The organism is Mesorhizobium tianshanense, from assembly GCF_007830515.1.
Classification (GTDB): Bacteria; Pseudomonadota; Alphaproteobacteria; order Rhizobiales; family Rhizobiaceae; genus Mesorhizobium; species Mesorhizobium tianshanense.
This window is the reverse complement of sequence record NZ_VLKT01000018.1, coordinates 35,587-59,658: the sequence shown is the minus strand read 5'-3', so window position 1 is coordinate 59,658 and position 24,072 is coordinate 35,587. Positions and strand designations below refer to the sequence as shown.

At 63.3% G+C, this 24,072-nt stretch carries 18 protein-coding genes, 1 tRNA gene and 1 pseudogene; 14 read left to right on the top strand and 6 right to left on the bottom strand.

What is annotated here, in order from left to right:
- Window positions 1-112 precede the first annotated feature (112 nt).
- Window positions 113-907 carry a transporter substrate-binding domain-containing protein gene (locus IQ26_RS15915; protein WP_145718834.1) on the bottom strand — a complete coding sequence of 265 codons (795 nt, stop codon included), beginning with the start codon at window positions 905-907 and terminating at the stop codon, window positions 113-115.
- Window positions 908-961: 54 nt separating this feature from the next.
- Window positions 962-1,774: an ABC transporter ATP-binding protein gene (locus IQ26_RS15910; protein ID WP_145718974.1), complete on the bottom strand. Its 813-nt coding sequence runs from the start codon at window positions 1,772-1,774 to the stop codon at window positions 962-964.
- A 219-nt stretch (window positions 1,775-1,993) separates the two neighbouring features.
- Between IQ26_RS15910 and IQ26_RS15905 the strand changes: the two genes are divergently transcribed.
- The 3 genes from IQ26_RS15905 to IQ26_RS15895 all read left to right on the top strand — a co-directional run bounded on the left by IQ26_RS15905 (window position 1,994) and on the right by IQ26_RS15895 (window position 5,308).
- Window positions 1,994-2,842: a dimethylarginine dimethylaminohydrolase family protein gene (locus tag IQ26_RS15905; protein WP_145718972.1), complete on the top strand. Its 849-nt coding sequence runs from the start codon at window positions 1,994-1,996 to the stop codon at window positions 2,840-2,842.
- Window positions 2,839-4,419, top strand: a complete 1,581-nt coding sequence (locus tag IQ26_RS15900; protein ID WP_145718832.1) for a 5-guanidino-2-oxopentanoate decarboxylase — start codon at window positions 2,839-2,841, stop codon at window positions 4,417-4,419. Before IQ26_RS15905 ends, IQ26_RS15900 begins: the two co-directional genes overlap by 4 nt.
- A gap of 181 nt (window positions 4,420-4,600) precedes the next feature.
- Window positions 4,601-5,308 (top strand): SDR family NAD(P)-dependent oxidoreductase, encoded by a 708-nt coding sequence (locus IQ26_RS15895; protein ID WP_145718830.1) that lies wholly within the window; start codon window positions 4,601-4,603, stop codon window positions 5,306-5,308.
- A gap of 139 nt (window positions 5,309-5,447) precedes the next feature.
- Here IQ26_RS15895 and rpsA read toward each other — a convergent pair whose 3' ends face one another.
- The 4 genes and pseudogenes from rpsA to aroA all read right to left on the bottom strand — a co-directional run bounded on the left by rpsA (window position 5,448) and on the right by aroA (window position 9,663).
- Window positions 5,448-7,145, bottom strand: a complete 1,698-nt coding sequence (gene rpsA / locus IQ26_RS15890; protein WP_145718828.1) for a 30S ribosomal protein S1 — start codon at window positions 7,143-7,145, stop codon at window positions 5,448-5,450.
- A gap of 203 nt (window positions 7,146-7,348) precedes the next feature.
- Window positions 7,349-7,999 carry a (d)CMP kinase gene (cmk, locus tag IQ26_RS15885; protein WP_145718826.1) on the bottom strand — a complete coding sequence of 217 codons (651 nt, stop codon included), beginning with the start codon at window positions 7,997-7,999 and terminating at the stop codon, window positions 7,349-7,351.
- Window positions 8,000-8,029: 30 nt separating this feature from the next.
- A pseudogene (locus IQ26_RS41460) lies at window positions 8,030-8,308 on the bottom strand (DUF6881 domain-containing protein); the annotation flags it as partial.
- On the bottom strand, window positions 8,305-9,663 hold the full coding sequence (gene aroA, locus IQ26_RS15880) for a 3-phosphoshikimate 1-carboxyvinyltransferase (RefSeq protein ID WP_145718824.1): 1,359 nt from the start codon (window positions 9,661-9,663) through the stop codon (window positions 8,305-8,307). The gene aroA and the pseudogene IQ26_RS41460, both read right to left, overlap by 4 nt.
- 194 nt (window positions 9,664-9,857) lie before the next feature.
- On the opposite strand from aroA, the gene IQ26_RS15875 reads away from it, so the two are divergent.
- The 11 genes from IQ26_RS15875 (at window position 9,858) to IQ26_RS15820 (ending at window position 24,067) form a co-directional block, all read left to right on the top strand.
- Complete coding sequence (locus IQ26_RS15875) at window positions 9,858-10,247, top strand: TIGR02300 family protein (RefSeq protein ID WP_145718822.1); 390 nt, start codon at window positions 9,858-9,860, stop codon at window positions 10,245-10,247.
- A gap of 172 nt (window positions 10,248-10,419) precedes the next feature.
- A tRNA-Ala gene (locus IQ26_RS15870) sits at window positions 10,420-10,495 on the top strand.
- Window positions 10,496-11,348: 853 nt separating this feature from the next.
- Window positions 11,349-11,948 (top strand): ANTAR domain-containing response regulator, encoded by a 600-nt coding sequence (locus tag IQ26_RS15860; protein ID WP_145718818.1) that lies wholly within the window; start codon window positions 11,349-11,351, stop codon window positions 11,946-11,948.
- A 2-nt stretch (window positions 11,949-11,950) separates the two neighbouring features.
- Window positions 11,951-13,189: a CmpA/NrtA family ABC transporter substrate-binding protein gene (locus IQ26_RS15855; RefSeq protein ID WP_162457963.1), complete on the top strand. Its 1,239-nt coding sequence runs from the start codon at window positions 11,951-11,953 to the stop codon at window positions 13,187-13,189.
- Window positions 13,190-13,545: 356 nt separating this feature from the next.
- Window positions 13,546-14,946 carry a CmpA/NrtA family ABC transporter substrate-binding protein gene (locus IQ26_RS15850; RefSeq protein WP_407660290.1) on the top strand — a complete coding sequence of 467 codons (1,401 nt, stop codon included), beginning with the start codon at window positions 13,546-13,548 and terminating at the stop codon, window positions 14,944-14,946.
- 74 nt (window positions 14,947-15,020) lie between these two features.
- On the top strand, window positions 15,021-16,106 hold the full coding sequence (locus IQ26_RS15845; protein WP_145718814.1) for an ABC transporter permease: 1,086 nt from the start codon (window positions 15,021-15,023) through the stop codon (window positions 16,104-16,106).
- 12 nt (window positions 16,107-16,118) lie between these two features.
- Window positions 16,119-17,870 carry an ABC transporter ATP-binding protein gene (locus IQ26_RS15840; protein ID WP_145718812.1) on the top strand — a complete coding sequence of 584 codons (1,752 nt, stop codon included), beginning with the start codon at window positions 16,119-16,121 and terminating at the stop codon, window positions 17,868-17,870.
- A gap of 43 nt (window positions 17,871-17,913) precedes the next feature.
- Window positions 17,914-20,367, top strand: a complete 2,454-nt coding sequence (nirB, locus tag IQ26_RS15835; protein WP_145718967.1) for a nitrite reductase large subunit NirB — start codon at window positions 17,914-17,916, stop codon at window positions 20,365-20,367.
- A gap of 5 nt (window positions 20,368-20,372) precedes the next feature.
- Window positions 20,373-20,702, top strand: a complete 330-nt coding sequence (gene nirD / locus IQ26_RS15830) for a nitrite reductase small subunit NirD (protein ID WP_145718810.1) — start codon at window positions 20,373-20,375, stop codon at window positions 20,700-20,702.
- Between the two features lies 1 nt (window position 20,703).
- Window positions 20,704-23,412, top strand: a complete 2,709-nt coding sequence (locus IQ26_RS15825; RefSeq protein ID WP_145718808.1) for a nitrate reductase — start codon at window positions 20,704-20,706, stop codon at window positions 23,410-23,412.
- Between the two features lie 169 nt (window positions 23,413-23,581).
- Window positions 23,582-24,067, top strand: a complete 486-nt coding sequence (locus tag IQ26_RS15820) for a hypothetical protein (RefSeq protein ID WP_145718805.1) — start codon at window positions 23,582-23,584, stop codon at window positions 24,065-24,067.
- Window positions 24,068-24,072 lie beyond the last annotated feature (5 nt).

Below are 24,072 nucleotides of genomic sequence, written 5' to 3'. Positions count from 1 at the left end.
GTCGCTCAGCTTATATCCCCTCGACTTCCGGGTTGAGGCGCTGATGGTCTATCAAGCCGGACATGCCGCGCGGCGATGGCCGCAAGGCATGCCTGACTCGATGCCGCTGCCGTCAGTTGGACTGCGACTCGTCGCCGAAGATGTCGAAGTCGAAGTACTTCTTGGTGATTTCGGCATACTTGCCATTGGCCCTGATGGCCTTGATGGCGGCATTGATCTTGTCCTTGAGCGCGGTGTCGCCTTGGCGTACGCCGGCGCCGACGCCAGGCCCCAGCACTTCAAGGTCCGGCTCCACATAACCTTTGAGGTCGCAGCACGCTTTGCCTTGATCCGACTTCAAGAATGCGTCGAGCGCGATCGAATCGGCCTGCGTGGCATCGATCCGGCCGGCGGCGAGGTCCTGATTTGCCTCGTCCTGCGTCTGGTATTCCTTGATCTCGGCCGCATCGGTGAAGTGCTTCTTGGCGTAGGCAGCGTGCACCGTTGAGGCCTGAACGCCCATTGTCTTGTCTTTCAGCCCCTCTGACGTCGCATCGAATTTCTGATCCTTGGCCCCGATCACCGCAGTCGGCGTGTTGTAGTATTTATCGGAGAAGTCGATTTCCTTCTTGCGTTCGTCGGTAATGGACATCGAATTCATGATCGCGTCGATCTTCTTGGTCTTGAGCGCCGGGATGAGGCCGTCCCACGGGATCGGTGTCAATACGCAATCCAGCTTGGCTTCGCCGCAGATGGCGTTGGCGATGTCGACTTCCCATCCACCCCAGTTGCCCGACGAATCCTGCGAGTAGAACGGCGGATAGGCTTCAGGCGAAAAACCGACCTTGATCTGCTCGGCGCTGGCCGAAAATGCGCCCGACAACCCGATCAGCGTGGCCACGAGGGCTGTTTTGAGAAAAGGTTTCATTTTTGAGTTCTCCCAGTTTTTTGGTTTGACGTTCCCGTCTGCTTTTCTCGCAAGTCATCCTACATTGCGCAGAAACTGCTTCAGCCTTTCGGACCTGGGTGCACCGAAGATCTGCTCCGGCGGCCCTTCTTCCTCGACCAGTCCGTTGTAGAGATAGACGACATGCGTCGCGACCTCGCGGGCGAACTTCATCTCGTGGGTGACCAGCACCATGGTGCGGCCTTCGCGCGCCAGATCGCCGATCACCTTCAGCACCTCGCCGATCAGTTCGGGGTCGAGCGCCGAGGTCGGCTCGTCGAACAGCATGACGCGCGGGTTGATGGCCAGCGCCCGGGCGATGGCCGCACGCTGCTGCTGGCCGCCCGACAGATAGGCAGGGTAGACATCGCGCTTTTCGGCGAGGCCGACGCGGGCGAGCAGCTTTTCGGCCCCGGCGATCGCTGTCTCGCGCTTGACGCCCAGAACATGCACCGGAACTTCGATGACGTTCTCGATAAGCGTCATGTGGCTCCACAAATTGAAGTTCTGGAACACCATGCCGAGCTTGGAGCGGATGCGCTCGATCTGCCTGCGGTCGGCGGGAACGGTGTGGCCGTGGCTGTCGGCCTTCATCCGGATCTCCTCGCCATTGACGCGGACGATGCCGCTGGTCGGGTTCTCCAGGCAATTGATGCAGCGCAGCAGCGTCGACTTGCCGGAGCCGCTGCCGCCGATGATGGCGATGACCTCGCCGTCGCGCGCCGACAGCGAAACGCCCTTCAGCACATGCAGTTCGCCAAATCTCTTGTGCAGGTTCTCGACATGGATGGCTTCGGCGGCGCCGTTCTGCGCCGTGTGCTTCAGGGCTGGTGCCGTGCCTTGCGTGATCACCTTTTCGGTGCCTCACGAAGCGGCCGGACCCGTCGCTGCTGGAATCTTTTACCCATTACCCATCACTGGACATGCTTCTCATTCCCAAGATGGACCGTTCCGCTTGCCTCCGTCAACCATGGTTTTTGGACCATTGATCACGGCTTGCCGAGTGGCTATTGGCTGGATAGGACATTGCAGGAGTACTTGGTGGGCAAAGCATACGGGTCGCAGTCCATGGCCGGGCCGCTGCAGCGCGTGCTGATGCGGTCAGCCGCGAGCGCCATGCGCCGCGCCGAAGCGTCGGAGTGGCACTATGGTCCGGGTTTCGATGCACAAAAGGCCGCTGCCCAGCATGAGGCGCTGACGACGCTGGTTTCGGCATCCGGCGCTGAGATCGAATGGCTGACCGACGCCGATGACGGGCTTGCGGACTCCGTCTTCACCCACGATCCTTCGCTGATGACCGACCACGGCGCCATCATCCTTGCCATGGGCAAGGCGCTGCGCCGGCCCGAGCCCGGCCTGCACGAGGCGGCCTACAAGCGCATGGGCGTGCCCATCCTCGGTCGCATCGAGCTTCCCGGCCAGGTCGAGGGTGGCGATTGCGTCTGGGTGGATGCAAGGACGCTGGCCGTCGGTCGCGGCGTGCGCACCAACCAGGACGGCATCCAGCAACTCGCCAACCTGCTCACACCCAAGGGTATCCAGGTCTATGGTTACGACCTGCCGCTCTGGCATGGCGAGGAGGCCTGCCTGCATCTGATGTCGGTGATCAGCCCGCTCGCCGACGATCTGGCGCTGGTCTATGCACCGCTTTTGCCGGCTCCGTTCTACCAGATGCTGCGGGCGCGAGGCATTCGCCTGGTCGAGGGCGATGCCGAGGAGTTCTTCGCCTCCAACGGCCTCAGCCTCAACGTGTTGCCAACCGCGCCGCGAGACGTGATCGCAGTCGCCGGCTTCCCGAAGACGGCGGCGGCCATGGCGGTCGCCGGCTGCAAGGTTTCCACCTTCGAGGCGGACGCGCTGTGCATCGCCTGCGAGGGCGGTCCGACCTGCCTCACACGTCCGGTGCTCAGACAATGACCACAGTCGGCGAAGCGCTCATCACTTTGCTCGAAGCCCATGATGTCGACACGGTCTTCGGCATTCCGGGTGTGCATACGGTCGAACTCTATCGTGGGCTGGCGCGCTCGAAGATCCGTCACGTCACGCCGCGCCATGAGCAGGGCGCCGGCTTCATGGCCGACGGTTATGCGCGTGCCAGTGGCAGGCCAGGCGTTGCTTTCGTCATCACCGGACCGGGACTGACCAACACCATCACCGCGATGGGCCAGGCCCGTGCCGATTCGGTTCCGATGCTGGTGATCTCAGGCGTCAACGCCACGCCGACACTGGGCAAGGGCCTCGGTCATCTGCACGAACTGCCCGACCAGCGCGGCATGATGGAGAAGGTCGCGTTGTTCTCCCACCGTGTCACCAACGCCGACGAACTGCCAGGCGTGCTCGCCCGCGCCTTTTCCCTGTTTTCATCGACGCGTCCCGGCCCGGTCCATATCGAGATCCCGACCGATGTTATGGTCAAGCCTGCGGGCGGCATCACGGCGTTGCTGAGGAATATCGCGCCGCCCGAGCCGGATGCGGCGGCGATAGCCGAGGCGGCAAAACTTTGCGCGGCTGCCCGCCGACCGCTTATCCTCGCCGGCGGCGGCGCCAAGAGGGCCGAAGCGCCGTTGCAACGCCTGGCCGAAAGGCTGGGAGCGCCGGTTGTCCAGACGGCCAATGCCCGCGGCCTGCTGCATCGCCATCCGCTTGGCGTGCCGGCGAGTCCCAGTCTGAAGGCGGTGCGCGCGCTGATAACCGACGCCGACCTGGTCATCGCCGCCGGCACCGAGTTCGGCCCAACCGACTATGACGGATATGGCGACGATGGCTTTGTCTTGCCGACCAATCTCATCCGCGTCGACATCGGCGCCGACCAGCTTGCCCGCTGGCCGGCCAGGATTTCGATCCATGCCGATTGCTCGGTAGCACTCGAGGCGCTGCTTTCAGAGATCGGTACGGGCCAGGCGCTATCGGACGACGGTCCGGCTCGCGCTGCCGCGACAAGGCAAGCGGCCTTTGCCGAGATCGGCCCGGCCCTCCAGGCGCAGACGCGCGCCGTCGAGGCGATCCGCGATGCATTGCCGGGCTCGATCATCGTCGGCGATTCGACGCAGCCGGTCTACGCCGCCAACCTCTGCTACGATCACGATCGCCCGGGCGGCTGGTTCAACGCCGCCACCGGCTTCGGCGCGCTGGGTTTTGGTCCGCCGGCGGCGATCGGCGCGGCCCTTGCAGTGCCTGATGCGCCGGTCGTTTGCCTCACCGGCGACGGTGGTTTCCAGTTCACGCTGCCGGAGTTGGGCGCGGCCCTCGATGCGGCGGCGCCGGTGATCTTCGTCGTCTGGAACAATCGCGGCTATCGCGAAATCGAGACCTCGATGCTCAATGTCGGCGTCGAGCCGGTCGGCGTCTCACCCGCGCCGCCGGATTTCTGCAAGCTGGCCGAGGCTTATGGCATTGCCGCCGAGCGGCTCGCCGACATCGCTGAGTTAGCCGGCGCACTCAAGCGCGCGCGGGCGACCGGACTGCCGCGCGTCATCGAAATCACTGTCGATTGAATTTTGGCAGCGCAACGTGCTTCCTGCCTCAGGTTGGCAAGGATCCTGGCTGGCCGACGGCCTGGAGCGATGCAAAGACGCGACCCTGTCATGTCGAGATTTCAGTTGAGTGATCGGGCGAAAGGCGCGACCTTCGCCACCGGCGCGGTATAAGAGTATAAGAACACTGGAGCGGTCGAATATGGCGGATACACTGGACGGCAGGCATATTGTGGTGACCGGCGGCACCGGAGCGCTCGGTGGCGCAGTTGTCGGCAAACTGCTGGGTGAGGGCGCGATCTGCCATGTGCCCAATGCCCATGCCGCCGCGCCTGCGCATTTTCCCTTCCCGGCGGATGAGCGCGTCAGGCTGGCGCACAATGTCGACCTCGCCGACTCCGCCAAGGTCGAGGCGTTCTACGCCAGCGTTCCGGATTTGTGGGCGTCCATCCAACTGGCCGGCGGCTTCACCGCCGCGCCGGTGGAGAAGATCGAGTCCGCGTCTTTTGCCGAAATGATGGACACCAATGCCCGTACCACCTTCCTGTGCTGCCGTGCGGCGATACGCTCGATGCTGGCGTCGGGCACGGCTGGTCGCATCGTCAATGTCACGGCGCGCGCCGGGCTCGACCTGCGGCGCGGTTCCGGCATGGTCGCCTATGCCGCCAGCAAGGCGGCGGTCGCGGCAATGACGGTGGCGATGGCGGAGGAGCTCAAGGGCAAGGGCATCCTGGTCAATGCGGTCGCGCCTTCGACCCTCGACACGCCGGCTAACCGGGCTGGCATGCCGGCCGCCGATTTCGGCAAATGGGTCAGCCTCGAAGCGGCCGCGGAGGCGATTGCCTATCTCGCTTCGCCGGCCAATCTGGCGATGAGCGGCACGCTGGTGCCGCTCTACGGCAAGGCCTGATCTAACTCTTTGTCTGAGCGCGGTTTCCTAAGTTCCCACTCTCGGGTCCGATGCTTGCCATGGTCAAACAGAAACCCCGCCGGATCGCGCCGGCGGGGTTTTTGTTACAGGCCGCGCGTGAGGCGCGGTGTTTGCAGATTTAGCTGCCCTGCTTCTTCAGCGCGGCACCCAGGATGTCGCCCAGCGAAGCGCCGGAGTCGGTCGAGCCATACTGGGCGACCGCTTCCTTCTCCTCGGCGATTTCCAGCGCCTTGATCGAAACCTGCAGCTTGCGGGTCTTCTTGTCGAAGGCGATGACGCGGGCGTCGACCTTCTGGCCGACCGTGAAGCGCTCGGGGCGCTGCTCGTCGCGGTCACGGCTGAGATCGGAGCGCTTGATGAAGGTCTCGATACCGCTCTCGACCAGCCGCACTTCCAGACCGCCATCCTTGACGCCGGTGACCTCGCAGGTGACGACCGCGTTCTTGCGCAGTTCGCCTGAAGTTGCCGCCTCGCCGACCGTGTCCTTGGCCAGCTGCTTGATGCCGAGCGAGATGCGCTCCTTGTCGATGTCGACGTCGAGCACCTGCGCCTTGACCATGTCGCCGCGATTGTACTCCTCGATCACCTGCTCGCCCGGACGGGTCCAGTCGAGGTCGGAAAGATGGACCATGCCGTCGACATCGCCTTCGAGGCCGATGAACAGGCCGAACTCGGTCTTGTTCTTGACCTCGCCCTCGACCTGGCTGCCGACCGGATGGTCGCTGGCGAAAGCCTGCCACGGATTCTCGAGCGTCTGCTTGAGGCCGAGCGAAATGCGGCGCTTGGTCGGATCGACCTCGAGCACCACCACGTCGACTTCCTGCGTCGTCGACAGGATCTTGCCGGGATGCACGTTCTTCTTCGTCCACGACATTTCCGAAACGTGGATGAGGCCCTCGATGCCCGGCTCCAGCTCGACGAACGCACCGTAGTCGGTGATGTTGGTGACGGTGCCCTTGATCTTCTTGCCGATCGGGAATTTCGTTCCGATCTCGGACCACGGATCGCTCTCGAGCTGCTTCATGCCGAGCGAGATGCGGTGGGTCTCCTGGTTGATGCGGATGATCTGCACCTTGACCGTCTGGCCGATGTTGAGGATCTCGGTCGGATGGTTGACGCGGCGCCATGCCATGTCGGTGACATGCAGCAGGCCGTCGATGCCGCCGAGGTCGACGAACGCACCATAGTCGGTGATGTTCTTGACGACGCCTTCGACCACCTGGCCTTCTTCGAGGTTCTGCACAATTTCCGAACGCTGTTCGGCGCGGCTTTCCTCGAGCACCGTGCGGCGCGACACCACGATGTTGCCGCGACGGCGATCCATCTTGAGGATCTCGAAGGGCTGCGGATTGTGCATCAGCGGGGAGACGTCGCGGATCGGGCGGATGTCGACCTGGCTGCGCGGCAGGAAGGCCACGGCGCCGTCGAGGTCGACGGTGAAGCCGCCCTTGACCTGGTTGAAGATGACGCCTTCGACGCGTTCGCCTTTGGTGAACTTCTCTTCGAGACGGACCCAGCTCTCTTCGCGGCGGGCCTTTTCACGGGAAAGCATCGCTTCGCCAAGCGCGTTCTCGATGCGCTCGACATAGACCTCGACCGTGTCGCCGACCTTGAGCGTCGTATCCTTGCCCTTGACGCCGAATTCCTTCAGCGGCACGCGGCCTTCGACCTTGAGGCCGACATCGATGATCGCCATGTCCTTTTCAATGGCGGTGATGATGCCCTTGACGACCTGGCCTTCGCCGGAATGGCCGGCGGAAAATGATTCTTCGAGCAGGCTCGCGAAATCATCGCGAGTGGGATTTGCAACTGACATAGTTTCTCCTGGAATGCCCCGCATCTGTCGCGGGGCGGGCGCCGTGGGTTAGCGTTGCGTTGGCCTGCCGGCGTTCCGGGCTCAAAAGCCCTTGGCCGCCTGAGCGGCAATTCCGGCGCATGAAGAATGCTGGCAGGCTGGTTCGTGCCCGATATGGGTATCTTTTTCGCCGCCGGCAATCGGCAGCGGGACCAAAACCCGGCTCAGGCTTCGTTTCTCTTGGCCAAGACGTCGTCGACGATCGCCTCCGCCGCCAGGAACGCGGCCTCTATAGCCATTTCCGACGTATCGAGCAAGTGCGCGTCGGCGGCAGGCTTCAGCGGCGAGTCGGCGCGACCCATGTCGCGCTCGTCGCGGCGCAGGATATCGGCAAGGATTTCGGCGAAATTGGCGCTGCCGCCGATGCTCTCGATTTCATCTAGCCGCCGCTTTGCCCGCACTTCGGCGCTGGCCGTCACATAGAGTTTTATGTCGGCGTCCGGGCAGACGACGGTGCCGATGTCACGGCCGTCGAGCACGGCACCCGGCGGCGCCTTGGCGAAATCGCGCTGCTTTTCGACCAGTATGCGCCGCACCGACGGGAACACCGCGACTTTCGAAGCCGCCTCGCCGACCGCATGCGCCGACAGGACCGACCGGTCGAGCTTGGCCAGGTCGACCTGCCGGGCTGCGGTTTCGGCCGCAGAGACATTGTCGAGCGGCAGGCCGAGTTGAAGCAGCGCATAGGCCACCGCGCGATAGGTGAGGCCGGTGTCGAGCAGGTTCAGCCGGTAATGGTCGGCGAGCCGCCGGGCCAGCGTGCCTTTGCCCGCGCCCGCGGGGCCGTCGATGGCGATGGTGAAGGGCGTTGTCATTCGCCGCCGCGACGCAAGCGCCTGCCGCCAATGTTTTTCAAACTCTGCCGGTGTGACTTCCACCGCGTCAAATTCTGAATCAGCATTGATCTCGTCGAGTTCCGGAAAAGGCTGGTCTGAATTCGCTGTCCCGCCAACTTCGAGGTCCTTTGATCCATCTGTCGCGCTGCCGCGTGACGCAAACCCGACTGAACCGTCCCGATAGAACTCTATTGTTCTCGACTGATAATTGTCGTCCGCAATCTCATACCAAAGATGCACCGGATCGTCGGCAAAGTGGCGTTTCCAGTGGACGTGGACATACTTCATTCGATTTCCGCGCCCAGCCCTTTCATCAGCCCCATGAACTCCGGGAAGCTCGTTGCGATCATCGCCTGGTCATCGATAGTCACCGGCTTTTCGGTGGCCAGCCCCATCACCAGGAAGCTCATGGCGATGCGGTGGTCGAGATGCGTCTTCACAGGCGTGTCCTGCCCATTGGGGTGGCTGCCGAGGCCCTTGCCGCCGGGTCTTCCGCGCACGGCCAGTGTGGCCTCTCCCTCGGTGCAGTCGACGCCGTTGAGCTTGAGCCCATTGGCGACCGCCGACAGTCGGTCGGATTCTTTCACGCGCAACTCCTCCAGCCCTTGCATCAGCGTCTCGCCCTCGGCGAAGCTGGCCGCGACGGCAAGCACCGGATATTCGTCGATCATCGTCGGTGCCCGCTCAGGCGGCACGGTCACGCCTTTCAGTTCCGAATGACGCACGCGCAGATCGGCGACATCCTCGCCGCCTTCCTTGCGCGGGTTGACGATGTCGATCCGGGCGCCCATTTCCTGTAGCGTCAAAAGAAGTCCGGTGCGGGTCGGGTTCATCAGCACGTTTTCGATTGTAACGTCCGAGCCCGGCACGATCAGCGCCGCCACCAGCGGGAAGCCGGCCGAGGAGGGATCGCCTGGCACAGCGATCGTCTGGCCGGTGAGCTTGCCCTGGCCCTCGATGAAGATATGGCGCACGCCGCGCTCGTCGGTCTCGACCGACAGATTGGCGCCAAATCCCCTAAGCATCTTTTCGGTGTGGTCGCGCGTCATCACCGGCTCGATCACGGTGGTGATACCCGGCGTGTTCAACCCGGCGATCAGCACCGCCGACTTCACCTGTGCCGATGCCATCGGCACGCGGTACGTGATGGGCGCGGCGTGCTTGGGGCCGCGCAGCGTGATCGGCATGCGGTCGCCGGGTGTCGCCTTCAGCACCTGCACGCCCATCTGGCGCAGTGGCTCGAGCACGCGACCCATCGGCCGGCCGGACAGCGAGGCGTCGCCGATGAAGGTCGTCTCCATGTCGTAGGTGCCGACCAGGCCCATGGTGAGGCGCGCGCCGGTGCCGGCATTGCCGAAATCGAGCGGACCTTCCGGCTGCAGCAGCGCGCCGTTGCCGGTGCCGCGGATTACCCATTCGGCGCCGTGCTTCTCGATATGCGCGCCCATCGCCTTCATGGCGGTGCCCGTACGCATCACATCCTCGCCTTCCAGCAGCCCGGTGATGCGGGTCTCGCCCGAGGCGAGGCCGCCGAACATGAACGAGCGATGCGAGATCGACTTGTCACCGGGTACCCGCGCCGCGCCTGAAAGCGCTGGCGATTTGCGTGCGGTGGCCGGTTTCGGGGCGGCAGTGTGCGACATGGTTTTTCCCTGGATGAAAACGCCGGTGGCCGGCCTTTTTCTTTTGGTTTGGGCGGTCTCGTATCACGGCGCACCGAAATGGTCATCCCCTTGCAAGAGGCCCTCAACGCAGGGATTTATGACCTTGGCTTTAGGCTTTGACAGCGCCGTAAACTGTGGTTATGGGGACCAAACTTTTATCGACGAGGCTTGCTGTGGCAAAACCCGAACTTGGCACCAAACGCATCGACCCGGAAACGGGTCAGAAATTCTACGACCTGAACAAGGATCCGATCGTCTCGCCCTATACCGGCAAGACCTATCCTCGCTCTTACTTCGAGGAAGGCAAGACAGCCGTCGTTGAGGAGGAAGAGGAAGTTGCCGAGAAGGAAGTCGACGCCGAGGACGAAGAGGGCGTCGAGGTCGTCTCGCTCGAAGAGGCGGACGATGACAGCAAGTCCGACGATCTTCCCGATCTCGGCGACGACGACGATGATGTGGATCTCGGCGACGACGACGACGATACTTTCCTCGCCGACGAAGAGGAAGAAGACGATGATGTCGCCGACATGATCGGCGTTGGCGACGACGACGACGAAGTCTGATCTGGCCTCTGCCGCAAGCGCTTGCCGGATTTCGCGGCGTCTTGAGAAAAAGCGGTTGTTGAAGGCTTGATATTGACTGAAGGCGGGGTTAGAAGCCGCTGCACTAACGGCACGGTCTAGAACTCGCGCCGGATCTCTTCGCCGGCAACGGCGCCGGTCGACTGCCGGAAGTGGGGCCATAGCTCAGTTGGGAGAGCGCTTGAATGGCATTCAAGAGGTCGTCGGTTCGATTCCGATTGGCTCCACCAGTTTTCTCCTAGGAAAATCAGTCGCTTGTAGGCCTGCCGATCACTGGCGGGCCCTTACAAACCGGTCGGTCCTCCTGAAAATGAATTTCGTCATCTCTATTGGAGCATTTTGCAGCCAAAGTGGAATCACTTGGCGTCGCGGAAATGCGGCTAAAACAAATAAATGGAGCGGGATGCCCGGTTCAATTTGAATGCATCCCGCTCTAGTCGGCACCTTGCGGTACGCCGCCGCAGATCGATGTCGCGGATTCCTGACAGTCACCTGAAGCGAAAACCCCTGAACCACCGAGGTTTTCAGCACGCTAACTGCTAATAATGCCAATACCAGACCCAGACACGTCTGCGACGGCACCGGGTGCGCAGACGGCCATTTCGCCAGTAACGACGACAGACCCTTCTCCAAACGCGCCGCCTCCGCCGCCGCCTGCGGTGCCAATGCCGATGGCGGACCGGTTGCAGTTCTGCTTGAGTATCTTCATTCTCGAAGGCTTCCGTATCCAGCGCGTCCAGTTCATCGAGAATGCCGCCTCTGACGCCTGGGACACCAGCCACTGCGTTGATAGGCCGAACTGCGCTCGCAAGGGCTGCGGCCCCAGCAATGCCAAACATTCCTGTCAAAAATGATCGCCGATCCATGGAAACCTCCAATCTTCTAGCCAGCGACACAAAGTTCGCAACTGGAAGATAGCGCAGCGGATACAAAAGCAAAGTCAGTCCCTAGTAATGGTATTTAAAGAACCTTAACGGGTCGGCTCCGCGAACGTATGGCGGCCCCCTCTCAATGCGAAGAGATGACTGCGCCAATTGTCGTCGTCCCGCATTGCACAATCGCGTGGCGTGCGCAAAATGCGGCATGACCCGAAAATCCCTCGCCGTCCTGGTGATCGATGAAAACCACATCCGCGCTTCGATCATCGAGGCTGGGTTGCGGGAGGCCGGGCATGAGCAGGTCACGGTCGTTCACGACGTTGCCGGCATTGCACGGCGCATCGCCGAGATCGAACCGGACGTGATCGTCATCGATCTCGAAAACCCCAACCGCGACATGCTTGAAAACATGTTCCAGCTTTCGCGCGTGGTGAAGCGGCCGATCGCCATGTTCGTCGACCGGTCGGATCAGGCTTCGATCGAAGCTGCGGTGGAAGCGGGGGTCTCCGCCTATGTCGTCGACGGGCTGCGCCAGGAGCGCGTCAAACCGATCCTCGACATGGCGATCAGCCGCTTCAACGCGTTCTCGCGCATGGCGCGCGAACTGGAAGAAGCCCGCAGTGAATTGGAGAACCGCAAGGTCATCGACCGCGCCAAGGGCATCTTGATGAGATCGCGCGGCCTGTCGGAGGACGCGGCCTATACGCTTCTGCGCAAGACCGCCATGAGCCAGAACCGCAAGATTAGCGAAATCGCGCAGAGCCTGGTGACCGCGGCAGGCCTTCTGGATCCCGGAGAGAGTTGAGCATGGCGGCCGAACACCAGATCAATGCGGGTTTCATACCGCTCTTCGACAGCGCCGTTCTTGTCGCAGCGAGCGAGATCGGCTTTGCCGCGCGCGAAGGCATCGACCTGATGCTCAGCCGCGAAACATCCTGGGCCAACATCCGCGACCGTATCGCGATCGGGCATTTCGACCTTGCGCATATGCTGGGACCGATGCCGATCGCCTGCAATCTGGGGCTAACCCCGCTCGCCTCTGACACGATCGTGCCGTTCTCGCTTGGACTGGGCGGCAACTGCGTAACGGTTTCGAACGCGCTCTGGGCGGGCATGGCCGCGCACGGTGCCTTGCCGGACCTCGATCCGGCGCGAACGGGCAGGGCCTTGGGCGCGCTGATCCATGAACGCGCGCATGCCGGTCGTGATCCGCTGCGCTTTGCGGTCGTGCATCCGCACTCGGGACACAATTACGAACTGCGTTACTGGCTCGCGGCCTGCGGCATCGATCCGTCGCGCGAAATAGAAATCGTCATCGTGCCGCCGCCCTTCATGGCCGACGCACTCGCCGCCGGCAGGATCGACGGCTACTGCGTCGGCGAACCCTGGAACAGCGCCTCGGTCGTCGTCGGCACCGGCCATATCGCGACGGTCAAGGCCACCATCTGGAAGACCAGCCCCGAGAAAGTCGTCGGCGTGCGCAAGGTTTGGGCCGAGAAACACCCGGACGCCCTTTCGGCCCTGCTGCGCGCGCTTCATCACGCCGCGCGCTGGTGCCAGGATCCGGCAAACCGTGGCGAACTTGCCGCGATGATGGCGCAGCCCTCCTTCCTCGACCTTTCGCCGGCAATGCAGATGCCGATCCTGACCGGACACCTTGCGCTGGGCGGCGGCGCGGAACTGGCCGTCGAAGACTTCTTTCTTCCTTTCGGCAAGGCGGCGAATTTTCCGTGGAAGAGCCATGCGCTGTGGTTCTATACGCAAATGGTCCGTTGGGGGCAGGTCAAGCACAGCTCTGCCCACATGGCCCTCGCCCGCGATACCTACCGGCCCGACCTCTATCGCGCAGCGCTGAAGCCGCTCGGCGTCGCCCTGCCGGGAGCTAATGCCAAGGTCGAGGGGGCTCTGACCGCTGCCACCCCGGTCGGCTCGGCCGGCGCCAGCCTCGTCCTTGGTCCGGATGGTTTTTTCGACGGCCGCATCTTCGATCCGGACAGGATCGACGACTATCTGGCCATCCGCGACTGGGCCATGCCGACAGGCTGAGCATTTCTTGCGCACCATCGTGCACTGCACAATTTTTGTGCGACTGCACAATGAACGTGACTGCCGCGTGAGCATCGACAATCCGGCGCTCCAGCCTTCACGTCCACCCTCTCGATTGTTTTCATTGCAGAATCTGCAGGTCCGTCAAACTGGCACGGTTCCTGCATAGTAATCCGCAGGCCTTCCGGCCATGGAATACGGCGTCCAATGGCGGGCGCCACAGGCAAAGCTGCCGCTCAGGTTCAATACGCGATTCCGTATGCACGGACGCGGCGACCTGGCCGGCGGCTTTTTTGTTTTGGTCGAACACGCAATCGACGGCGCAGGTCCCAAGCCGCGCCCAACCGGAGATAACGATGACGAAACGGATCGCCTTCAATCCCATGCGCAGGCTGCTGCTGGTGGCCGGCGTCGCCGCGCTCAGCCTGCACCTGTCGCCGCTGGCCGCCCGCGCTGAAATGCTTGCCGTCGAAAAGGATGAGCTGAAGTTAGGCTTCATCAAGCTGACGGACATGGCGCCGCTCGCCGTCGCCAAGGAGCTCGGCTACTTCGAGGACGAGGGGCTCTACGTGACGCTCGAGCCGCAAGCCAACTGGAAGGTGCTGCTTGACGGTGTGATCACCGGCCAGCTCGACGGCGCCCATATGCTGGCTGGCCAGCCGCTTGCCGCGACCATCGGCTACGGCACCAAGGCCGATCTGGTGACGCCGTTCTCAATGGATCTGAATGGCAACGGCATCACCGTTTCCAATGCGGTCTGGGAGATGATGAAGGCCAACATTCCGGTTGAGAACGGCAAGCCCGTCCATCCGATCAAGGCCGACGCCCTGAAGCCCGTCGTCGATCAGTTCAAGGCCGAAGGTAAGCCGTTCAACATGGGTATGGTCTTCCCGGTTTCGACGCACAATTACGAGCTGCGCTACTGGCTGGCCTCGGGCGGCATCAATCCCGGCTACTATTCGCCGGGCGACACCTCCGGTCAGATCAAGGCGGACGCGCTGCTTTCGGTCACCCCGCCGCCGCAGATGCCGGCCACGCTCGAGGCCGGAACCATCGTCGGCTATAGTGTTGGCGAGCCGTGGAACCAGGCTGCCGTGTTCAAGGGCATCGGTGTTCCGGTCATCACCGACTACGAAATCTGGAAGAACAATCCGGAAAAAGTGTTCGGCATGACCAAGCAGTTCACGCAAGAATATCCAAACACCACGCTTGCGATCACCAAGGCGCTCATCCGCGCCGCGATCTGGCTGGACGAGAACAACAATGCCAACCGGCTCGAAGCGGTGAAGATACTCGCCAAGCCGGAATATGTCGGCGCCGATGAGGCGGTCATCGCGAATTCGATGACCGGGACGTTCGAATACGAAAAAGGCGACAAGCGCGACGTTCCCGACTTCAACGTCTTCTTCCGCCATTTCGCGACCTATCCCTATTATTCCGACGCCGTCTGGTATCTGACCCAGATGCGGCGCTGGGGCCAGATCCCGGCAGGCAAGGACGACCAGTGGTACGCAGACACCGCAAAATCCGTCTACCTGCCCGACATCTATCTCAAGGCCGCCAAGATGCTGGTCGACGAGGGCAAGGCCGACAAGGCCGACTTTCCCTGGGATAGCGACGGCTACCGTGCGCCGACGGCGGAGTTCATCGACGGCGTCCCCTACGACGGCAAGAAGCCCAACGCCTATATCGACAGCCTGCCGATCGGGCTGAAGGGCGAGCAGATCATCGAAGGCACCGAAATCGCTGGCGGATAGGCCCGTCAACCCGGGCAGCCGGTTCTATCCGGCTGCCATCCCCGGCCTACCAGGAAGACAAGGAACCGCTACCGATGACATTCGCAACCGAAACAAGCACCCGGCTGGACACGGCCCGCGGCAAGCGCAGGGAGCAGCACCTCGCCCGCATCAACAGGGCGGCGAAGTGGCTTGAGGTATTCGGCCTTGCCTGGCTGGCGCCGATACTCAGGATCGCCGCCGGTGACAGCCTCTCCGAGCAGCTCGGCGAACTCAAGCGTGTCCTTGTCATCCCGTTGCTTGGAATCGTAATTTTCCTGACGGCGTGGGGCGTGCTCGCACCGCGCGTGCAGACGTCGCTTGGCGCCATACCCGGCCCGGTCCAGGTATGGGAGCAGGCCGGCGTTCTGTGGGCCGACCATTGGGCTGAACGCGAAAAGGAAGCAGCATTCTACCAGCGGCTCGACGCGCGCAATGCGCAATTGGTGGCCGAGAACAAGGCAGACCAGGTCAAGCACCGCGCCTATACGGGCAAGCCGACCTACTTCGACCAGATCGTCACGTCGCTTAAGACGGTTGGCCTGGGATTCGTCATCGCCACGATCATCGCGGTGCCGCTCGGCATTGCGTCCGGACTTTCCAAGACATTCAACGGCGCCATCAATCCGCTGGTCCAGATATTCAAGCCCGTCTCGCCGCTTGCGTGGCTGCCGATCGTGACGATGATCGTTTCGGCGGTCTATGTCGACACGAGCGCCGCGCTGCCGAAATCGCTCGTCATTTCTGCCGTCACCGTCACGCTGTGTTCGTTGTGGCCGACGCTGATCAACACCGCGCTCGGCGTCGCCTCGATCGACAAGGACCTCGTCAATGTCGGCAAGGTGCTTCAGCTTTCGACGGCCACCACGATCCGCAAGCTCGTCCTGCCTTCGGCGCTTCCGCTGATCTTCACCGGGCTCCGCCTGTCGCTCGGCGTCGGCTGGATGGTGCTCATCGCCGCCGAAATGCTGGCCCAGAATCCGGGTCTGGGCAAATTCGTCTGGGACGAGTTCCAGAACGGCTCGTCCTCGTCGCTGGCGCGCATCATGGTCGCGGTGCTCACCATCGGCATCATCGGCTTCGTGCTCGACCGCATCATGTTTGCGCTGCAGTCGGCGCTGACCTTCTCGGCCAATAGGTAGAGGGCGGGCGCGATGGCTATTCTTGAAGTTACCGGCCTGTCGAAGGCCTATGGCGAGGGAGCCAGCCGGACCGACGTCCTCTCCGACATCAACCTCAAGGTCGAGGAAGGCGAGTTCATCGCCATCGTCGGTTTTTCGGGATCCGGCAAGACGACGCTGATTTCGGCGATCGCCGGCCTCGTCCGGCCTGACAGCGGCGGCGTGCTGTTGCGCGGCAAGGAGATCGATGGTCCCGGGCCTGATCGCGGGGTGGTCTTCCAGTCCTATTCGCTGATGCCATGGCTTTCGGTATACGGCAATGTCGCCCTGGCGGTCGACGCCGTGCTGAACGCCAAGCCGAAGGCCGAGCGGCGGGCGATCACGCGACGATACATCGACCTGGTAGGCCTTTCGCACGCCATCGATCGCAAGCCGGCCGAGCTTTCGGGGGGTATGCGACAGCGCGTGTCGGTCGCCCGGGCGCTTGCCACGCGGCCGGACATTCTTCTCCTCGACGAGCCCTTGTCGGCGCTCGACGCCCTGACCCGCGCGAAGCTGCAGGACGAACTGGCTGACATCTGCGGCAAGGAGAAGAAGACCATCATCCTCATCACCAACGATGTCGATGAAGCGATCCTGCTCGCTGATCGAATCATCCCCTTGAAGCCGGGGCCGAAAGCGACGCTCGGACCATCGTTTCGCGTCAACATCGAACGGCCACGCAGCCGCGCGGCGATGAACCATGACGAGGAATTTATCCGGCTGCGTGCTGCGGTGACCCAATATCTCATCGACGCCGGCGCCGAAGGCGGCGACCTCGAAAGCGGGATTGAGCTGCCGAAAATCGTGCCGATCACGCAGAAGAGCGAGCCGCCAAAAGCCTATCGCGATGCGGCGGCCTCGCCGGCCCAAGGCCGCTATGTCGAGTTCTACGAGGTGCGCAAGGTCTATCCGACGCCGAAGGGCCCGATCACTGTTGTCGACGGGTTCGACCTCAAGATCAAGAAGGGCGAATTCATCACGCTCATCGGCCATTCAGGCTGCGGTAAGTCCACGGTGCTGTCGATGGCGGCCGGCCTGAACGGCATTTCCGGCGGCGGCATCGTCCTTGACGGCAAGGAGGTGACAGGCGCCGGACCCGAACGCGCGGTCGTCTTTCAGGCGCCGTCGCTGATGCCGTGGCTCACCGCGCGCGAGAATGTCGCGCTCGGGGTCGACCGGGTCTACCCCGATGCGACGCCGGCCGAGCGCAAGGACGTCATCGAATACTACCTGCATCGCGTCGGGCTCGGCGATTCGATGCACAGGCTTGCCGCCGAGCTCTCCAACGGCATGAAGCAGCGTGTTGGCATCGCCCGCGCCTTCTCGCTGTCGCCCAAGCTACTGTTGCTCGACGAGCCGTTCGGCATGCTGGATTCGCTGACCCGCTGGGAGCTCCAGGACGTCCTCATGGACGTATGGAAGCGGACGCAGGTGACGGCCATCTGCGTCACCCACGATGTCGATGAGGCGATCCTGCTGGCGGACCGCGTGGTGATGATGTCGAACGGCCCCAACGCCCGGATCGGCAACATCATGGAGGTGGATTTGCCGCGTCCGCGCTCCCGCAAGGCGCTGCTCGCCCATCCCGATTACTACGCCTACCGGGAAGAGCTGCTCGATTTTCTCGAAGCCTATGAAGGCGGCGCCAATCCCGACCCGGCGCTGCTGGAACAGATCAAACAAAAACGCGCCGACCGTACGCGCCGCGGCGACGGCGCGCTTTGCGTCGCGGCGGCGGAATAGGAGGCCAAGAATGACGCCCAGCGACATTGAAATGGCTCAATCGATGAAAAAACAGAAGATCGTCATCATCGGCAACGGCATGGCGCCCGGGCGGATGCTGGAGCACCTGCTCGAACAGGCACCGGACCGCTACGTCGTCACCATCTTCAACGCCGAGCCGCGGGTCAATTACGACCGCATCATGCTGTCGCCGGTGCTGTCCGGCGAGAAGGCCTTCGAGGAGATCATCATCCATGGCGACGGCTGGTACATCGCCAACGGCATCACCCTCTACAAGGGCCACAAGATCGTCGCCATCGACCGGTCGGCAAAGACCGTCACCTCCGATCACGGCGTCACCGAGCCCTACGACAAGCTCGTCATCGCCACCGGCTCGGTGCCGTTCATCATTCCGGTGCCCGGCCACGATCTGCCGGGCGTGCTCACCTATCGCGATCTCGACGACGTCCAGGCCATGCTGCTTGCCGCGCAGTCGCGGGCCAAGGCCGTGGTCATCGGCGGCGGCCTGCTCGGGCTGGAGGCGGCAGCGGGCTTGAACGCGCAAGGCATGGACGTCACCGTGCTGCATGTCATGCCGACGCTGATGGAGCGCCAGCTCGATCCGGCCGCCGGCTACCTCTTGCAGCGCGCCGTCGAGCAGCGCGGCATCAAAGTCATCACCAAGGCCAACACCCAGGCGATCACAGGCAAAGGCAAGGTCGAACAGGTGGAACTCGCCGACGGAACCGTCATCCCGGCGACGCTGGTCGTCATGGCGGTGGGCATCAGGCCGAATGCGGCGCTGGCGAAAGAGGCAGGCATTGCCGTCAATCGCGGCATCGTCGTCGATGCCGGCATGCGCAGCAACGATCCCGACATCTATGCGCTTGGTGAATGCGCCGAGGTCAACGGCCAGGTCTACGGGCTGGTAGCACCCCTCTACGAGATGGCGCGCGTCGCGGCCAGCCATCTCGCCGGCAACGAGACGGCGGCCTTCGTCCATATGGACACGCCGACCAAGCTGAAGGTCACCGGTATCGAGCTGTTCTCGCTCGGCGACTTCGCCGAGGGCGAGGACCGCCAGGAGATCGTGCTGCGCGATGCCGCGGCCGGCGTCTACAAGCGGCTGGTGCTTAGGGATGACCGCATCATCGGCACCGTCCTCTATGGCGAGACGGCCGACGGCGCCTGGTTCAACGACCTCAAGAAGAAGCAGACCGACATATCGCAAATGCGCGATACGCTTATCTTCGGCCAGTCATATCAGGGAGGCGCCTCCCTGGACCCTATGGCGGCCGTTGCAGCCTTGCCGGATGATGCGGAAATCTGCGGCTGCAACGGCGTTTGCAAGGGAAAGATCACCGGCGCGATCACGGCTAAGGGCCTGACCTCGCTCGACGACGTGCGTGCCCACACCAAGGCGTCCGCCTCCTGCGGCTCCTGCACAGGTCTGGTCGAGAAGCTGATGGTGCTGACCATCGGCGACAAATACAATCCGGCGGCCGTGCAACCGATGTGCGGCTGCACCACGCTCGGCCACGACGAGGTTCGCCGGCTGATCAAGGCCAAGAGCCTGAAGACCATTCCCGCCGTCATGCAGGAACTGGAATGGACGACCTCCTGCGGCTGCGCCAAATGCCGGCCGGCGCTCAACTACTATCTCGTCTGCGACTGGCCGGACGAATATGCCGACGACTACCAGTCGCGCTACATCAACGAGCGCGTCCACGCCAACATCCAAAAGGACGGCACCTATTCGGTGGTGCCGCGCATGTGGGGCGGCGTCACCAATGCCGCCGAACTGCGCGCCATCGCCGATGTCGTCGACAAGTTCGAGATCCCGATGGTCAAGGTCACCGGCGGCCAGCGCATAGACATGCTCGGCATCCGCAAGGAGGACCTGCCGGCCGTGTGGGCCGATCTCGGCCAGGCCGGCTTCGTCTCCGGCCAGGCCTATGCCAAGGGGCTGCGCACCGTGAAGACTTGCGTCGGTTCGGACTGGTGCCGCTTCGGCACGCAGGATTCGACCGGCTTGGGCATCCGCATCGAGAAATTCATGTGGGGATCGTGGACACCGGCCAAGGTCAAGATGGCGGTCTCGGGCTGCCCTAGGAACTGTGCGGAAGCAACCTGCAAGGATGTCGGCGTGATCTGCGTCGATAGCGGCTACGAGATCCACTTCGCCGGCGCCGCCGGCCTCGACATCAAGGGCACCGAGGTGCTCGGCCTGGTGAAGACCGAGGACGAGGCGCTGGAGCATATCGTGGCGCTGACGCAGATGTATCGCGAGCAGGGCCGCTATCTCGAACGCATCTACAAATGGGCCAAGCGCGTCGGCATCGCCGAGATCAAGCGCCAGATCATGGACGATGGCGAGAAGCGCGAGGCCTATTTCGACCGCTTCGTCTTTTCGCAAAAATTCGCGCAGGTCGACCCGTGGTCGGAACGCGTTTCCGGCAAGGACAAGCACGAGTTCCGGCCGATGGCTTCGGTCGGTTTCGCGCAGGCGGCGGAGTGACCATGATGAACTGGATATCAATCGGCTCCATATCGGACATCCCTCGCCGCGGCGCCCGCTGCGTCGCCACGCCGCAAGGCAAGATCGCCGTTTTCCGCACGGCGGACGACCAGGTCTTCGCCATCGACGACCATTGTCCGCACAAAGGTGGGCCGCTGAGCCAGGGCATCGTGCATGGCGCGGCCGTGACCTGTCCCCTGCACAATTGGGTGATTTCGCTGGAAACCGGCAAGGCACTTGGCGCTGACGAAGGTGCGGTGCGGACCATTCCGGTGCGGATCGAGGGCGAGCGTCTGTTCATCGCGCTGGAAGCGCTGGCCAGCCGCGCGGCCTGAGATGGAGATCGACGAAGCGCGCGAGGTGAGGACCACCTGCCCCTATTGCGGGGTGGGCTGCGGCGTGCTGGCGAAGGTCGCCGCGGACGGCGGAGTGACCGTCCGCGGCGATCCCGACCATCCGGCGAATTTCGGCCGGCTCTGTTCCAAGGGCTCGGCACTGGCCGAGACGATCGACCTCGACGGCAGGCTGCTCTACCCGGAAATCCACGGTCGCCGCACCGGCTGGGACGAAGCGCTCGACGTCATCGCCTCGACCTTCTCGCGGACCATCGCCGAGCACGGACCCGACGCGGTCGCCTTCTACGTCTCGGGACAGTTGCTGACCGAGGACTATTACGTCGCCAACAAGCTGATGAAGGGCTTCATCGGCACGGCCAATATCGACACCAATTCACGCCTGTGCATGGCCTCGTCGGTCGCCGGCCACCGCCGCGCCTTCGGCTCCGACACGGTACCGGGCAGCTATGAGGATCTGGAGCTTGCCGACCTGATCGTGCTGGTCGGCTCCAATCTCGCCTGGTGCCATCCCGTGCTCTACCAGCGCATCGCCGCTGCCCGGGAAAAGCGGCCCGACATGAAGGTGGTGCTGATCGACCCGCGCCGCACCATGACCTCAGATCTCGCCGACATGCATCTGGCGATCGCGCCCGATGGCGACGTCGCGCTGTTCACCGGCCTGCTCGCCTATCTTGGCAAGAATGACGTACTGGACCGCGCCTATATCGCAGCGCACACGACGGGCTTTGATGACGCGATTGCCGCCGCCTCGGCGCTAGATCCTGCCGGCATCGCTGCCGCCACGGGCCTTGGCGAGGACGAGCTTGCCCGCTTCTACGGCCTGTTTGCCGCGACGGCGAAGACGGTGACCGTCTACAGCCAGGGGGTGAACCAGTCGTCCTCGGGCACCAACAAGGTCAACGCCATCATCAACTGCCATCTCGCCACCGGCCGCATCGGCAGGCCAGGTGGCGGGCCGTTTTCGGTGACCGGCCAGCCCAACGCGATGGGCGGCCGCGAGGTTGGCGGCATGGCCAACATGCTGGCTGCCCATATGGAAATCGAAAACCCCGGGCATCGCGACCGCGTGCAGCGCTTCTGGAGCGCGCCGGCCGTTGCCGAAAAACCCGGCCTGAAGGCGGTCGAGATGTTCCAGGCGGTAGCCGACGGCCGCATCAAGGCGCTGTGGATCATGGCGACCAATCCGGTCGATTCGATGCCGGATGCCGATGCCGTCGAAGCGGCGATCAAGGCCTGCCCGTTTGTCGTGGTGTCAGACGTAATGGCCAAGACCGACACGGTCCGCCACGCCCATGTCCGGCTGCCTGCCACTGCATGGGGCGAGAAGGACGGCACCGTCACCAATTCGGAGCGCCGGATCTCGCGTCAGCGCGCCTTTTTGCCGGCGCCTGGCGAGGCGCGGCCGGATTGGCGGATGATCGCGGAAGTGGCCAGGCGGATGGGTTTTGGCGAGGCATTTTCGCATGCGTCGCCAGCGGAGATTTTCGCCGAGCATGCCGCACTCTCGGCATTCGAGAATGACGGAGTTCGGGATTTTGATATCGGCGCTTATGCCGGGATCGATACGGCGGGATACGATGTGCTGGCTCCATTCCAGTGGCCAGCGTCGAGCCTGATGGAGGGGGATGTTCAAGCGCAGAAGGGCATCCAAACTGGACGCACCCCACCTGCCACGCGCTTCTTCGCCAACGGCAATTTCTACACGCCCGACCGCAAGGCGCGCTTCATCGCCATCCGTCCAACGGCGCAAACCCGCATCAGTCCCGACTTCCCGCTGGTCCTCAACACCGGGCGGGTTCGCGACCACTGGCACACCATGACGCGGACGGGAAAAAGCCCGCGACTGTCCCAGCACATGGCCGAGCCCTTCGTCGAAATCCACCCAGCGGATGCGCAGCATTTCGGTATCGGCGACGCCGACATCGTGCGCGTCTCGACCGCGCATGGTGATGTGCTGCTTCGCGCGCTGGTGACAGCGCGGCAGCGGCCAGGCTCGGTCTTCGTGCCGATGCACTGGACGGACCAGTTTTCCGCGCGCGCTCGCGTCGATGCGCTAGTGGCGCCCATCACCGATGCGATTTCAGGCCAGCCGGCCTCGAAGAACGGTGCCGCCGGCGTGGAGCGCTTCACTGCCGTCGCTTTCGGCTTCGCGGTCCTTGCCGAACGGCCGGCCTCGATCGACGCCGACTATTGGAGCCTCGCCCGCTGCGCCGCCGGCTGGCGCCTTGAGCTTGCATTGAAGGCTGGCCGGGACTGGCCGGCTTTCGCGGCTTCGCTTCTCGGGGCGGACGCGCTAGGCGAGACACTCGCCTATCATGACGTCGCCGGCGGGCACTATCGCTTCGCCCGCTTTGCCGGCAGCCACCTGGCTGGCGCGCTGTATCTTGCGCCCAAGCCGGTCGCCGTGTCGCGTAGCTGGGCGGTGGAGCAGTTGAACATGGACCATGCCGATCGGCGCGGGCGGCTGGCGATCGTGGCCGGGCGGCCGAGCGGCAATCGCGTCGACCGTGGCGCCATCGTATGCTCCTGCTTCGGGGTTGGCGCCAATCAGATCGCGGAAGCGGTGCGCGGCGGCTGCACCAGCGTCGAAGCGATCGGCGCCACCCTGCATGCCGGCACCAATTGCGGCTCCTGCCGCGCGGAGATCAGGACCATCATCGATGGACGAAATCTTCAAGCGGCAGAATGAGTGCGCGGCCGCTGTTGAATTTCCTGCCGCCGGAACGGTTCTGCCGCAAAGGCCATCCCACAAAGCTGTCGCCGCGCTGCTTTGACGCTTACCAGCAATTTACAACCGTGGGCTACCAACGTCCTTGGTCGATTCGCCAAGAACAAGGAACGGTGGGACAGGAAACGGTATGAGCAAGGCCTTCACTTCATTCGGACTGGTCGCCGTGCTGACAGCTTTGCTGATGGCGCTGAGCCTGGCGGTGGCCAAGCATGGCTACCCATTCGGCGCGGTCGGCGCCAAACGCCTGGACAGCATTGCCGATGCCGGGACGTTCATCCCGCTTGCGTCAGTCTATTTCTTCAGTGCGCTGCTGATGATGGTCTTGCCGATCAGGGCTGCTGGCATCGTCCTGACACATGCCGCCGATGCCATCTTTTGGGCGATGATCGTATTGTTCGCGACCATCATTGGCTGCCTCGCCGCCAGATGGGCTTCCGGTCAGGGCGGCATTTTGCCGGCACTGCTGAACTGGCGTTTCCTGTTTGTCGCAGCCGTCGTCGGATGCCATCTCTTCATGAACGAACTGCGCCGCAACATCCTGCTGAGAAGCCTGTTCTTCGTCGTCTTCGCCGCAGCGACGCTGGCCTGCCTGTTCTGGTCGTTCACCATCTGAGAAAT